Source organism: Flavobacterium pedocola, assembly GCF_053764385.1.
Genome location: NZ_JBSNCR010000002.1, coordinates 261,896 through 275,344, shown reverse-complemented (window position 1 = coordinate 275,344; position 13,449 = coordinate 261,896). Strand labels below are relative to the sequence as shown.

At 41.6% G+C, this 13,449-nt stretch carries 12 protein-coding genes; 4 read left to right on the top strand and 8 right to left on the bottom strand.

What is annotated here, in order from left to right; all coding sequences use genetic code 11:
• Positions 1-47 precede the first annotated feature (47 nt).
• The 3 genes from ACWPKD_RS05260 (at position 48) to ACWPKD_RS05250 (ending at position 3,503) form a co-directional block, all read left to right on the top strand.
• Positions 48-2,297: a TonB-dependent receptor gene (locus ACWPKD_RS05260; protein WP_455411628.1), complete on the top strand. Its 2,250-nt coding sequence runs from the start codon at positions 48-50 to the stop codon at positions 2,295-2,297.
• A 4-nt stretch (positions 2,298-2,301) separates the two neighbouring features.
• A complete protein-coding gene (locus ACWPKD_RS05255) occupies positions 2,302-2,643 on the top strand; it encodes a heavy-metal-associated domain-containing protein (protein WP_455411627.1) in 342 nt (113 codons plus the stop codon).
• A 95-nt stretch (positions 2,644-2,738) separates the two neighbouring features.
• Positions 2,739-3,503, top strand: coding sequence for a DUF2490 domain-containing protein (locus ACWPKD_RS05250; protein ID WP_455411626.1), 765 nt, complete (start codon positions 2,739-2,741; stop codon positions 3,501-3,503).
• Positions 3,504-3,557: 54 nt separating this feature from the next.
• Here the strand turns inward: ACWPKD_RS05250 and groL are convergent, their stop codons facing one another.
• From groL to miaB, 8 genes are all read right to left on the bottom strand, one after another.
• Positions 3,558-5,189: a chaperonin GroEL gene (gene groL / locus ACWPKD_RS05245; protein WP_455411625.1), complete on the bottom strand. Its 1,632-nt coding sequence runs from the start codon at positions 5,187-5,189 to the stop codon at positions 3,558-3,560.
• A 10-nt stretch (positions 5,190-5,199) separates the two neighbouring features.
• Positions 5,200-5,475, bottom strand: coding sequence for a co-chaperone GroES (locus ACWPKD_RS05240; protein ID WP_455411624.1), 276 nt, complete (start codon positions 5,473-5,475; stop codon positions 5,200-5,202).
• Positions 5,476-5,614: 139 nt separating this feature from the next.
• Positions 5,615-5,989: a preprotein translocase subunit SecG gene (secG, locus tag ACWPKD_RS05235; RefSeq protein ID WP_455411623.1), complete on the bottom strand. Its 375-nt coding sequence runs from the start codon at positions 5,987-5,989 to the stop codon at positions 5,615-5,617.
• 11 nt (positions 5,990-6,000) lie between these two features.
• Positions 6,001-6,894, bottom strand: a complete 894-nt coding sequence (locus ACWPKD_RS05230) for a tetratricopeptide repeat protein (protein ID WP_455411622.1) — start codon at positions 6,892-6,894, stop codon at positions 6,001-6,003.
• 22 nt (positions 6,895-6,916) lie between these two features.
• Complete coding sequence (gene lptE, locus ACWPKD_RS05225) at positions 6,917-7,420, bottom strand: LPS assembly lipoprotein LptE (RefSeq protein ID WP_455411621.1); 504 nt, start codon at positions 7,418-7,420, stop codon at positions 6,917-6,919.
• 22 nt (positions 7,421-7,442) lie between these two features.
• A complete protein-coding gene (locus ACWPKD_RS05220; RefSeq protein WP_455411620.1) occupies positions 7,443-8,702 on the bottom strand; it encodes a sigma-54 interaction domain-containing protein in 1,260 nt (419 codons plus the stop codon).
• A 40-nt stretch (positions 8,703-8,742) separates the two neighbouring features.
• Positions 8,743-9,270 (bottom strand): YcxB family protein, encoded by a 528-nt coding sequence (locus tag ACWPKD_RS05215; protein WP_455411619.1) that lies wholly within the window; start codon positions 9,268-9,270, stop codon positions 8,743-8,745.
• A 27-nt stretch (positions 9,271-9,297) separates the two neighbouring features.
• On the bottom strand, positions 9,298-10,749 hold the full coding sequence (gene miaB, locus ACWPKD_RS05210; RefSeq protein WP_455411618.1) for a tRNA (N6-isopentenyl adenosine(37)-C2)-methylthiotransferase MiaB: 1,452 nt from the start codon (positions 10,747-10,749) through the stop codon (positions 9,298-9,300).
• 213 nt (positions 10,750-10,962) lie between these two features.
• Here miaB and topA point away from each other — a divergent pair, with 213 nt between their 5' ends.
• Positions 10,963-13,449: a type I DNA topoisomerase gene (gene topA, locus ACWPKD_RS05205; RefSeq protein WP_455411617.1), complete on the top strand. Its 2,487-nt coding sequence runs from the start codon at positions 10,963-10,965 to the stop codon at positions 13,447-13,449.

Genomic DNA, 13,449 nt, shown 5'->3' with positions numbered 1-13,449 from the left:
CCGATTGCTTCGGAGTAAACTTCTTTTCAAACATTAAAATTAAAATCATGTATAAATTTTTTATGATTTTCGCTGTGTTGTTGGCTCAGTTGGCTTCAGCACAGGAAAAAGTGACCGGTACGGTTACCGATGAAAAAAACCAACCGCTGATGGGCGCCTCCGTAATCTGGAAGGATTCCACTGTAGGAACGATGACCGATGACAAAGGGCAGTTTGAATTACCGATGAATCCGGGAAGCCATGAAATTTCCGTGAGTTATGTAGGGTATGAAACGACAGACCTGATGGTACACGAGCCGAAAGCCGTAAGCGTTCAGTTGAAACCGGTTAAAGCGTTGGATGGGGTAGTGGTGAATGCAAAACGCAATTCGCTGCAAAGATCCTATACCAAAACATTGAACACAACCACGATGAGCAGCAAGGAATTACTGAAAGCTGCCTGTTGTAACCTTTCCGAGAGTTTTGAAACCAATCCGTCCATCGATGTGAATTTCTCCGACGCCATTTCCGGCAGCAAACAGATTAAAATGTTAGGGTTGACGAGTCCATACATCCTGATTGCGGAAGAAAATATTCCTTCGGTCCGCGGGGCTTCTCAGGCTTACGGTTTGTCTTTTATCCCTGGAACCTGGGTGGAAAGCATTCAGATTACCAAAGGTGCGGGAAGTGTGGTGAACGGGTATGAGAGCATCTCCGGACAGATCAATACCGAACTGATTAAGCCTGCGAATGATATTCCGTTCTTCCTGAATGCCTATGGGTCTACGGACAGCCGTTACGAGCTGAATACGCATTTCAACAGAAAAATTAATGATAAGATAAGTACCAGTTTGTTTGTGCATGGGAATACGCGTGTTTCCAAAAATGATATGAACGACGACGGATTTCTGGACAACCCGCTTGGGAAACAGATCAACGTAATGAACCGCTGGCAGTACAACAACCTGGAGAAGGGCTGGGTGAGTTTTCTGAATGTTCGTTATATGAGAGACGAAAAGCAAACCGGTCAAAAAGACTTCGATCCGGACAGGGATAAGCTGACGACAAATCATTGGGGTTCGGAAATCAACACGGATAAACTGGAAATGTCTTCGAAAATCGGTTATGTGTTCCCGGATATGCCCTGGAAAAGCTTCGGTTTTCAGAATTCCTTCAACTATCACAATCAGGAATCGTATTTCGGCTTGAATCAGTATAACATCAAGCAGAACAGTTTTTATTCCAACTTGATTTATAACTCCATCATCAGCAATACCCTGCACAAATTCGCTACCGGTTTGAATTTTACTTCGGACGATTACAACGAATATGTAACGGTTGGGCTTCCGATGGATGTTAGTCGCCGTGATAATTCCTATGGTGCTTTCTTTGAATATACCTATGACAATACCGATAATTTCAGTTTGGTGGCCGGAGGACGTTTCGATGTGCACAACCGTTTAGGGGCTTTCTTTACCCCGAGAATACACATGCGTTATAATCCGTGGGAAAAAGCGGTTTTGAGAGCTTCAGTGGGAAGAGGAAAACGAAGCGCGAACATCTTTGCGGAAAACCAGAACCTTTTTGCGACCTCAAGAGCTTTCTCGATTTTAAATACCGACGGAAAAATTTACGGATTGGATCCTGAGATTGCCTGGAATTACGGGTTGAGCTTTTCGCAGAGTTTCCAGCTGTTCGGTAAAAAAGCGGAAGTGGCTTTGGATTATTACCGCACCGATTTCCAGAATCAGGCCGTTGTGGATTTGGATTACAGCCCGCAACAAGTGGTTTTTCATAATCTGGACGGAAAATCGTTTGCCAACAGTTTGCAGATTGATTTCAATGTGGACCTGATGACGCATTTTACCATCAGGACAGCTTATAAATTCTATGATATCCAAACCGATTATTTAAACGGAACTTTAGAACGTCCGTTGCAGGCCAAACACCGTTTCTTTACCAATCTTGCGTATGAAACGCACATTAAGGAAAAAGGACAGCAATGGAAGTTTGATTTTACCTACAATTGGATGGGAAAACAGCGTTTGCCGAATACAGGTTCTAATCCGTCCGTGTATCGTTTGAGTGAGTATTCCAATCCGTTTTCGGTGATGAATACACAAATTACCCGAACGTTCTCAAGTGTTTTTGAAGCCTATGTGGGCGGTGAAAATATTGGGAATTACAAACAAAAAAATGCTATTTTAGGGGCTGATGATCCTTTTGGTCCGTATTTTGATAGTTCTATGATATATGCTCCGGTTTTCGGACAGATGTATTATGCCGGTATTCGATTTAAAATAAAAAATAAAAAATAAAACCATGAAAAAAATTATAGTTGTAGTGCTTGTTTCCCTTTTCGGATTCGCAATGCAGGCACAGGAGAAAAAAAATAAAAATGCCAAAGCTGATTTTGAGGTAAAAGGCAACTGTGAAATGTGTAAAAAACGTATCGAGAAAGCGGCTTATTCCGTAGCTGGAGTGAAATCTGCGGTGTGGCATTCAGATGACCAAGTGTTGCATTTAGTCTATAACGAACAGAAATGTTCTTCCACGGATGTTTCAAAAGCGGTTGCAAAAGCCGGTCACGATACACAAGAAGTAAAAGCTACCGAAAGTGAATACAATGCGCTCCACGGTTGTTGTCAGTACGACAGAAAATAAATAGTTAAATCCGTCTTAAAGGCGGATTTTTTTTATGCCGTTGTGTAGTATCGGAATATTTTTGCCTTATAAAAGTAAGGTTAATCCGTTTAAGAATGAGTAAAGGTTACAGGTGGTTTGTGGTTTTGTTTAGTGTTTTAAGTTCGGTTTATGCACTAGCTCAGGAAAAGAGTCATAATGAAAATATTTGGCTGCATTATGTAGGTAAAAATAAACTGAGTGAAAAAGTATCTTTCACTTTTGAGGCATCTATGCGGTATGCTAACTGTTTTTCAGAAAAACAACAATGGTTTGTGCGTCCATCTGTCGATTATCAGTTTACCAAAAGTTTTGCCGGAAGTTTGGGATACAGCCATTACAATACGTATGTTTACGGAGATCCGGCCATGAACAAAACCGATATTCCGGAAGATCATGTTTGGGTGCAAGGGACGTATGTGCACAATACCGGTGATTTTAAATTTACCCATCGTTTGCGTGACGAACATCGTTTTGTCGGGATTGCCAAATATGAGGCTGCATCCGGAGATTTTGAGATCGACCATTACGACTACCGAAACCGTCTTCGGTATATGTTTTTAGTGAATTATCCTTTTACTAAAAAGGGCGGTCAGGTAAAACTCTTCGGATTCTTAGGTGATGAGGTTTTTGTGAATATGAGTTCGAATGCCGGAATGACGTTTTTCAATCAAAACCGGATTATAGGTGGAGTAGGATATAATTTTAATACTCACCATCAGGTTCAGTTATCGTATATTCAGCAGTATATCTGGAATTATGCCAATACGCTGCAGGAGAATAATGCCACGTTTAGGTTGTCCTATATCACGAATTTTGACTGGTACAAAAAACAGCAATAAAAAAGAAAACCCCGAAAGTTATTTCGGGGTTTTCTTTTTTATAAAGGTTCAGGATTACATCATGCCGGGCATTCCGCCGCCCATTGGCATTCCGCCACCTGCGTTTTCTTCTTTGATGTCCACTAAAGCACATTCCGTAGTTAAAATCATTCCGGAAACCGAAGCGGCATTTTCCAATGCAACACGGGTTACTTTTTTCGGATCGATAACTCCTGCTTTCAGCATGTCTACGTATTCGTCGGTTTTAGCATTGTATCCGAAGTTGTCTTTTCCTTCCGCAACTTTTGCTACTACTACAGAACCTTCTAAACCTGCGTTTTCTACGATGGTTCTTAAAGGTGCTTCCACAGCGCGGGCTACGATTTGTATTCCGGTTGCTTCGTCTGCATTGTCGGCTTTTACTTTGTCAAGTACTTTTTTGGCTCTTAATAAAGCAACGCCACCTCCGGCAACGATACCTTCTTCCACAGCCGCGCGGGTAGCGTGTAAAGCGTCGTCTACGCGGTCTTTTTTCTCTTTCATCTCTACTTCTGAAGCAGCTCCCACGTAAAGAACAGCAACGCCACCAGCCAATTTAGCCAAACGCTCCTGTAATTTTTCTTTATCGTATTCTGATGTTGAGGATTCCATTTGCGCTTTAATCTGGTTCACACGGTTTTTGATCAATTCCGCTTCACCGGCTCCGTTTACGATCGTGGTGTTGTCTTTGTCGATGGTTACTTTTTCTGAAGTTCCCAGCATTTCCAAAGTTGCGTTTTCTAAGTTATATCCACTTTCTTCAGAGATAACGATACCTCCGGTCAAGATGGCGATGTCTTCCAACATGGCTTTTCTTCTGTCTCCGAATCCCGGCGCTTTTACCGCGGCAATTTTTAAAGCACCGCGTAATTTGTTTACCACTAGGGTAGAAAGTGCTTCGCCGTCTACATCTTCAGCGATAATCAATAAAGGTTTTCCGGATTGGGCAACAGGTTCTAAAATCGGAAGTAATTCTTTTAAAGAAGATACTTTTTTGTCGTATAATAAAATGTAAGGGCGTTCTAATTCCACTTCCATTTTTTCGGTATTCGTTACGAAGTAAGGTGATAAATAGCCTCTGTCGAACTGCATGCCTTCCACCACATCTACATAAGTGTCGGTTCCTTTTGCTTCTTCAACAGTGATTACACCTTCTTTACCTACTTTTCCGAATGCCGTAGCTATCAAATCACCAATCATATCGTCGTTGTTAGCCGAAATGGAGGCAACTTGTTTGATTTTATCCGTAGAAGAACCAACTTCTTTCGCTTGTTTTCCTAAATCGGCAACGATGGCTTCCACTGCTTTGTCAATTCCTCGTTTTAAATCCATTGGATTAGCGCCGGCAGCTACGTTTTTCAAACCTTCTTTAACGATGGCTTGTGCCAAAACAGTTGCAGTTGTAGTTCCGTCACCCGCTAAATCGTTGGTTTTGGAGGCTACTTCTTTTACCATTTGCGCGCCCATGTTTTCCAAAGGGTCTTTCAGTTCCACTTCTTTGGCTACTGAAACCCCGTCTTTAGTTACGGTTGGAGCACCGAAAGATTTTGAAATGATTACGTTACGTCCTTTAGGGCCTAGAGTTACTTTTACTGCATTGGCTAATGCGTCCACACCGCGTTTTAAGCCGTCGCGTGCTTCAATGTCGAATTTAATATCTTTTGCCATTTTTTATTTTTTAGATAATCGCAAGAATGTCGTCCTCGCGCATGATTAAATAATCTTTTCCTTCAAATTTTAAATCGGTTCCGGCATATTTTCCGTAAAGAACCGTGTCGCCCACTTTAACGGTCATCGTGTGGTCTTTTGTACCATTTCCTACAGCTACCACTGTGCCTTTTTGTGGTTTTTCTTTAGCAGTGTCCGGGATGATGATTCCTGAAGCGGTTTGTGTTTCTGCTGCAGCAGGTTCCACAAGAACGCGATCTGAAAGAGGTTTGATTGTTAATGCCATAATTATATGCTTTATGTTATTACGTATTTGATGTTTCTGCCTGGTTCAGAAATTGTGCCAGTGCTTTTAAACTGACAAAATTACTAAATAAAAATGCCAGCACTGACAGGCTGGCATTTTTAAAGCATTTTGCTTGAAATTATTTTTTAGCTTCTTCTGTTGCTGCAGGTTGTGCAGCATCAGTGGCAGCAGGAGCTTCTGGTTTTGCGTTGGTAGCAGCCGGAGCAGTTGTAGTTGCAGCTGGAGCCGGAGCACTTCCGTCAATTAATTTAGAATTGTTGTCGCCTAAATTTCCTGAAAAGCTTAAGCTAGACAATAAAATCAAAACGATTAACAGACCAGCTAAAGTCCAAGTACTTTTGTCAAGGAAATCAGTGGTTTTCTGAACACCACCCATCATTTGCGTTCCGCCAACTGAAGAAGACAAGCCTCCACCTTTAGGATTCTGAACCATGATAACTACTACAAGTAGGAAACAAACGATTGTGATTAACACTAAAAAAATTGAAAACATATTGTAAATCTTTAATTGTTATTTTGTTGTAAAAGTCTAATATCCGAAATTCGGTCTGCAAAGAAACTACTTTTTTCCGGATATTTCAAAATTAAAATCTCATAAGCTTGTATAGCTTTCTGATATTTTTTTTGTTCCAGGTATACTTTTGCTAAAGTTTCGGTCATTAAATACGAGTTGTCTTGTGTGGATTTCTCAATATTTATTGGGGTTACCGGCGCATTTTTGGTAGGTGTTATTTTTGGATTTGCTTCAATGAATTTATCAATCAGCTCCGATTTTTTTTGTTTTTCGCTGTCGATTTCCGGAGCCGTTTCTTCTTCTTTTCTGTCAATTGGGGCAAATTTGGTCAGTTGGAGCCATTCCTGGAACGAATGTTTTTCGCTATCGGAAAATTCCAAAGGTTTGCCAATTTCCAGTTTTTCTTCTAAAGTAGGTTCGGTTTCTTCTGCTGTTTCAATGGGAAGTACTTCTTCTGCTATAACTTCTGGTTCGGTCTCAATTGCTTCAGGTTCCGCGATTTGAATGGAGTGGAGGATGGATTGCTCGAGTGGGTTGATTTTGGGCTGCACTTCAATTTTATCCGAAACCACAATCTTATACTGATTGACGATAATTTCGTTGATGGCCGCTTCTTTTTCCTCCAGAAAAGTCTTCTGAATTGCCGTGAACCCTTCCGAAGTAATGAATTCAAAAAGCACGCTGCGGTCTGTGGTATACGCCGCTGTTTTTTTAAGTTCCTGATTGTAACGGAAACTGTTCTGATTGTACAGTCCTTTCAGATGCAAGGCACGAAGCGCCTGAAAATAGGGGAACTCCTCTAAAACCGTTTCCAGTTCCAGGGTTTGCCTGCCGTTTATCGCATCAGGTTTGTGGATCAGATATGTTAAATCGTTTACGTTCAAGTTTCAGTGCTCTGTTTTAAAATTACCATTTCGCCAGTGAGGCATTAAAAACATCCTGGGTTATCCTTTCGAAAATCTCGTCCAGAGCGGCAGTAAGTCTGGAACCTACTAATTGCTCATTCCCTGGGAAGTCGTGGTAAAAGGAAAATATTTTTTCAAAGTCGTCGTCCGGCTTTTTCTTGTTGAAAAAACGAACTTTTACAGAGATGGACAAACGGTTTTGAGCCGCTTGCTGGTCTGCGGTGGCCGTCATCGGTGTGATGCGGTATTCTGTGATTTCCCCTTCGTAAACCAAATCACCATTGTTGTTGGTTAGGTTTAGATTGGTTTGGTTCTGAAGGATTTCCTGAAGTTTTAAGGTAAACGTCCTTTCGATTCCAGGTTCGATCAATTGGGCTGTGTTCTGAAAATAATTTACCTGAAAGGTTTTGGCGTCAATTTTTCCGGTTCCGGTGAAATTGTAGTGGGAGCAGGAATTGAAGCAAATAGCAATCAGGAAAATGGTGATATAGTGTAATTTTTTCATCTGTAAGTAAAACCCAAATATACTATAAATCAAATTGTTTTATTTTTCGGTAAAGCGTTCTTTCGGAAATACCCAATTCATCGGCGGCAGCTTTGCGTTTTCCTTTGTTACGTTCCAAGGCTTTTTTGATGAGTTCGATTTCTTTTTCGTCCAGGCGAAGCGAATCTTCTTCTTCCACGGCTTCGGCAAAAAGATAATTCTGGTCGTCATCGTCTTCAAATTCTTCCTGCTGGTCCTGGTTTGGTACCGGAATCGCGCTGATGGATGATTCTTCGAACGGAATTTCGGTTTCTTCCTTCTGGCCGTAAATGCGCTGAATCAGGTTCTGGTTCGTTTCCTGAACGTTTTTCACATTTCCGCTCTGCATCAGGTCTAAGGTCAGTTTTTTCAAATCGTTCAAATCGCTTTTCATGTCAAAAAGGATTTTGTACAGGATTTCCCTTTCGGAACTGAAATCGCTTTCTGATTTTTTACCAATCACCGATGGCAGATTACTTCCTTCCGGCGGCAAATAAGAAGCCAGCGTGCTGGCGTTGATGTCGCGGTTGGTTTCCAGTACCGAAATCTGTTCGGCGGCGTTGCGCAACTGACGGATGTTTCCGCCCCAACGGTATTTTATAAGGTACTGTACGGCATTGTCGTCCAGTTTGATAGGCGGCATTTTGTATTTATGGGCAAAATCCGATGCAAATTTTCTGAACAACAAATGAATGTCTTCTTTTCGGTCGCGTAAGGCTGGTAATCCGATCTCAACAGTGCTCAAACGATAGTACAAATCCTCGCGGAATTTGCCTTTTTCGATAGCTTCCTGCATGTTCACGTTCGTAGCCGCTACAATGCGGACATTCGTTTTTTGCACTTGCGAAGAACCTACTTTGATGAATTCACCGTTTTCCAGTACACGAAGCAATCGAACTTGTGTGGTTAAAGGTAATTCACCTACTTCGTCCAGAAAGATGGTTCCGCCGTCTGCCACTTCGAAATACCCTTCACGGGTGGAAGTCGCTCCGGTAAAAGAGCCTTTTTCGTGTCCGAACAATTCACTGTCAATGGTTCCTTCCGGAATGGCACCACAGTTTACGGCGATGTATTTTCCGTGTTTGCGGTGGGACAGCGAGTGGATGATTTTCGGAATACTTTCTTTACCAACACCGCTTTCCCCGGTGACCAATACAGAAATGTCGGTCGGGGCCACCTGAATGGCTTTTTCAATGGCGCGGTTGAGTTTCGGATCGTTTCCGATAATCTCAAAGCGTTGTTTTATGGCTTGAACGTTTTCCATTTTTATTGTTTAAAGTTTCGGAATTTGGCTGAAACCGGCATCACTTTAATGATTTTTTTATGTTTAAAGATCTGAAAAGATTTTTTAAATCATTGTGTTCCTGTGCTGTAATTTGTTTTTTGAAAACAGGTACGGCATTGTTTTTGTTGAGAAAAATCAGAAACCACTCTTCAGTTTCGGTTATGTTGTCAATATCGCTCCACTTGTAATTGTTAGTGAAAGATGCTGCATTTTGTGAGAAACCCTGATTGTCGAAATGCAGTTTTTGCGGTTCGAAATTTTTCGGATTTGCTTCCAGATTCTTTTTTATGGAATAGCTGAAAATTATATAAGCAAGTGCAATTGCCGGAATTAAACCAAGAACAGGAATAATGTTTTCCATTGTAATCATGTCCGATCCGTTATCAGCTTTGTTTAAAATATCCGGAAGTATTTGTGCAATGAATAGAAACAGGACAAAAAAAGGGAAAAACTTAAAAGGAGTTCTTGTAAAAAGTATATGTTTACTTGCCTTTAGTAAGTCTTTTTTATTTGGCTGATATAAAATTGTGATTTCCTTGTCTGTCATTGTTTTTTATTCCTCTGTTTAAACCGTTTAACTTTGCATTTCAGTCGAATAGCCAACCGCTTCCCCAATTAAGGTAGCCGAGGTACAGTCGCAGATTTTTACCAACACAAAATCCCCCGGTTTGTAATTTTCTTTCGGGAAAACCGCCACCGTGTTTTGTGAATTTCTTCCGCTCCAGTGGGCGTCGGAACGTTTGGATTCTTTCTCGATCAGGACTTCAACGGTTTGTCCGATAAAACGTTGTGCGCGCTCTAAGGATGTTTTCTGTTGCAAGTCGATGATTTCGTTTAATCTACGTTTTTTAATTTCTTCCGGTACATCGTCTTCCATTTTTCTGGCTGCCAAAGTTCCCGGTCTTTCCGAGTAAGCGAACATGAAACCGAAATCGTATTTTACGTGTTCCATCAGGCTTAAAGTGTCTTGGTGGTCTTCCTCAGTTTCTGTTGGGAAACCTGAAATCATATCCTGCGACAAAGAAATGTCCGGGATGATTTCATAAATTTTATCTACAAGCGTCATGTACTCTTCACGAGTGTGCTGACGGTTCATTTCTTTTAAGATTCTGGTACTTCCTGATTGTACCGGTAAGTGGATGTACTTACAGATGTTATGGTGTTTTGCCATGATTTCAATTACTTCCACGTGCATGTCCTGCGGGTTGGAAGTCGAGAAACGGAATCGCATTTTAGGGAATTGGGTAGCACACATGTCTAGCAGCTGGGCAAAATCCACAGCAGTAGCTTTTTGCATGTCGGTAGCTTTTTCGAAATCTTTTTTCAAGCCTCCGCCGTACCAAAGGAAACTGTCTACGTTTTGTCCTAAAAGTGTGATTTCTTTGAAACCTCGGTTCCATAAATCATGGATTTCTTCTAAAATGGATTGCGGTTCACGGCTGCGCTCACGTCCTCTTGTAAAAGGAACCACGCAGAAGGTACACATATTGTCGCAACCACGGGTGATGGAAACAAAAGCGCTTACGCCATTACTTTGCAGACGAACCGGAGAAATATCCCCATAGGTTTCATCTTTGGACAAGATTACGTTGATGGCGTCACGGCCTTCGTCTACGTCCTTTAACAGGTTCGGAATGTCTTTGTAAGCATCCGGGCCTACTACCATATCCACGATTTTTTCTTCCTCAAGGAATTTGCTTTTCAGGCGTTCGGCCATACAGCCCAAAACACCAACCTTCATTCCCGGATTGATTTTCTTAATCGCGTTATATTCTTGCAAACGTTTACGAACGGTTTGTTCTGCTTTATCACGTATGGAACAAGTATTTACCAGTACCAAATCCGCTTCTTCAAGGTTTTGTGTGGTGTTGTAGCCTTCATTCGCCAAAATGGAAGCCACTATCTCGCTGTCTGAGAAATTCATCTGACAACCGTAACTCTCGATAAAAAGTTTCTTTTGGTTTTCCTGCTTCTGTTCCGTCACAAGGCTAGTACCCTGTTTGTTTTCTTCGATAATCTTTTCCATAAATCACTTCAAAGTGTAAAAATCAGTCCGCAAAGATAATACTAAATTTGACTTTCTGACAAGATGGCAGATTTGTTTAACATTTTCACTGTAAATTCATACCTATATATATAGGTATAGTTTTCCACTTGTCGGGAAAATTGACTTTTAAAATTGTCAAAACTGCAATATTTAAAAAATTCCTATACTTTTGCGGTTCAAATAAAAGAGTAAATGGCAAAGAATTTAGTAATCGTTGAGTCGCCGGCAAAGGCAAAAACCATCGAGAAATTCCTTGGAAAAGATTATCAGGTGGAGTCCAGTTACGGGCACATTGCTGATCTTCCGTCTAAGGAAATAGGAGTGGATGTAAACAATAATTTCAAACCGAAATATGAAGTTTCCTCCGACAAGCGAGCCTTGGTAAAAAAACTCAAAGATTTGTCTAAATCGGCCGAAACCGTTTGGTTGGCTTCCGATGAGGACCGCGAGGGAGAGGCTATTGCATGGCACTTGGCGGAAGAACTGAAACTGGATAAAAGTAAAACCAAACGAATCGTTTTCCACGAGATTACCAAAACAGCCATTCAAAAGGCAATCGAAAATCCGCGAGGAATTGATTATAACCTGGTAAATGCACAACAGGCGCGACGAGTATTGGACCGTTTGGTAGGATACGAATTGTCTCCTGTGCTTTGGAAAAAAGTAAAAGGCGGTTTATCGGCCGGACGTGTACAATCGGTATCCGTTCGTTTGATTGTGGAGCGTGAACGCGAAATCCAGAATTTCAAAGCGGAAGCTTCTTACAGTGTTTCTGCGGAATTCACCAACGAAGCCGGAAAAACCTTCAAAGCCAAATTACCAAAGAATTTTGGAACAAAACAGGAAGCGGAAAACTTCTTAAAACAAAATATTGGTTCCTTATATAAGGTGTCGGATTTAGAAACCAAGCCGACCAAAAAATCACCGGCGGCTCCGTTTACCACTTCGACGTTACAACAGGAGGCAGCACGTAAGTTGTACTTCCCGGTAGGTGTTACCATGATGATGGCGCAGCGTTTGTATGAAGCGGGATTGATTACTTATATGAGAACGGACAGCGTGAACCTTTCTAACGAAGCAATGACAGCTGCAGAAGCAGAAATCACTAAATCCTACGGAAAGGAATTCAGTAAGCCAAGAAATTATGCCACGAAATCCAAAGGAGCGCAGGAAGCGCACGAAGCGATACGCCCAACGGATATGTCGCGTCATACGGTAGATATCGATCGTGATCAGGCGCGTTTGTATGATTTAATCTGGAAAAGAACTCTGGCTTCCCAAATGAGTGATGCGCAATTAGAGCGTACCAATGTGAAAATTGAAGCCAACAACCATAAAGAACTTTTTGCAGCCACAGGCGAGGTAATCAAATTCGAAGGGTTTCTGAAAGTGTACCTGGAAGGTCATGATGATGAGGAAGAAGAGCAGGAAGGAATGTTGCCGGCTTTGCGTGTAAACGAAAAGCTTGTAAACAATTATATTACCGCTACAGAGCGTTTCTCAAGAGCCGCTGCCCGTTATACGGAAGCGTCTTTGGTGAAGAAGCTGGAAGAATTGGGCATCGGTCGTCCGTCTACGTATGCACCTACCATTTCGACCATCATCAGTAGAAATTATGTGGAAAAAGGAAATTTTGAAGGGCAGGAGCGTAAATACCAGATGCTTACTTTGAAAGGTTCTGAATTGAAAGCAGAAGAACTGAAAGAAAATGTAGGTTCCGACAAAGGGAAATTGGTGCCGACGGACATCGGTATCATTGTGAACGATTTCCTTGTGAAAAACTTTGAAACGATTTTAGATTACAACTTCACCGCGAAAGTAGAGCAGGATTTTGACGAAATCGCCGAAGGAAATATTGAATGGGCAAAAATGATGAACGATTTTTACAATCATTTTCATCCGATAGTGTCCAAAGTTGAAACCACTGCCGAAAGAGAAACCGGTGAGCGTATCTTAGGGGTGGATCCTAAATCCGGTAAACAGGTATCTGTTCGTTTGGGGAAATTCGGGCCGATGGCACAGATAGGTGATATCGACGAAGAGAACAAGTTGTTCGCGAGTTTGCGTCCGGAGCAGAATATCGGGAGCATCACTTTGGAAGAAGCTTTGAATTTGTTCTTGCTTCCTAAAACATTAGGGACTTATAAAGGAGAAGAAGTAGAAGTGAACAATGGCCGTTTTGGCCCGTATGTGCGTTTCGGAAAAACCTTCATTTCTTTGCCAAAAGGAGAAGAGCCGTTGGATGTGACTTTTGAGCGTGCCGCCGAACTGATTCAGGAAAAAGAGCAGGCAGATGCGCCAATCGCCATGTATAAAGGTATGGAAGTGCAAAAAGGGGTGGGGCGTTTCGGGCCTTTCATCAAATGGAACAGCATTTTCATCAACGTAAGTAAAAAATACAATTTCGATAATTTGTCCCAAACCGATATTACGGAATTAATTGAAGATAAATTGCAGAAAGATATCGATAAGGTGATCCATAATTGGGAATCGGAAGGTATCCGCGTGGAAAAAGCACGTTGGGGACGTTCGGTTATCCTTAAAGGGAAAATTAAAATCGAATTGAGTAAGGATGTGGATGCTTCCAAAATGACGCTGGAGCAGGTGAAGGAACTTATTGAGAAAAAAGCACCGGCTAAGAAAACTGCTGCCAAAAAAGCAACTCCAAAAAAGAAATAA

Coding starts and splice junctions, on each gene's coding strand:
- ACWPKD_RS05260 (WP_455411628.1), top strand. CDS start 48: ATGTATAAATTTTTTATGATTTTCGCTGTGTTGTTGGCTCAGTTGGCT.
- ACWPKD_RS05255 (WP_455411627.1), top strand. CDS start 2,302: ATGAAAAAAATTATAGTTGTAGTGCTTGTTTCCCTTTTCGGATTCGCA.
- ACWPKD_RS05250 (WP_455411626.1), top strand. CDS start 2,739: ATGAGTAAAGGTTACAGGTGGTTTGTGGTTTTGTTTAGTGTTTTAAGT.
- groL (WP_455411625.1), bottom strand. CDS start 5,189: ATGGCAAAAGATATTAAATTCGACATTGAAGCACGCGACGGCTTAAAA.
- ACWPKD_RS05240 (WP_455411624.1), bottom strand. CDS start 5,475: ATGGCATTAACAATCAAACCTCTTTCAGATCGCGTTCTTGTGGAACCT.
- secG (WP_455411623.1), bottom strand. CDS start 5,989: ATGTTTTCAATTTTTTTAGTGTTAATCACAATCGTTTGTTTCCTACTT.
- lptE (WP_455411621.1), bottom strand. CDS start 7,420: ATGAAAAAATTACACTATATCACCATTTTCCTGATTGCTATTTGCTTC.
- ACWPKD_RS05220 (WP_455411620.1), bottom strand. CDS start 8,702: ATGGAAAACGTTCAAGCCATAAAACAACGCTTTGAGATTATCGGAAAC.
- ACWPKD_RS05215 (WP_455411619.1), bottom strand. CDS start 9,270: ATGACAGACAAGGAAATCACAATTTTATATCAGCCAAATAAAAAAGAC.
- miaB (WP_455411618.1), bottom strand. CDS start 10,749: ATGGAAAAGATTATCGAAGAAAACAAACAGGGTACTAGCCTTGTGACG.
- topA (WP_455411617.1), top strand. CDS start 10,963: ATGGCAAAGAATTTAGTAATCGTTGAGTCGCCGGCAAAGGCAAAAACC.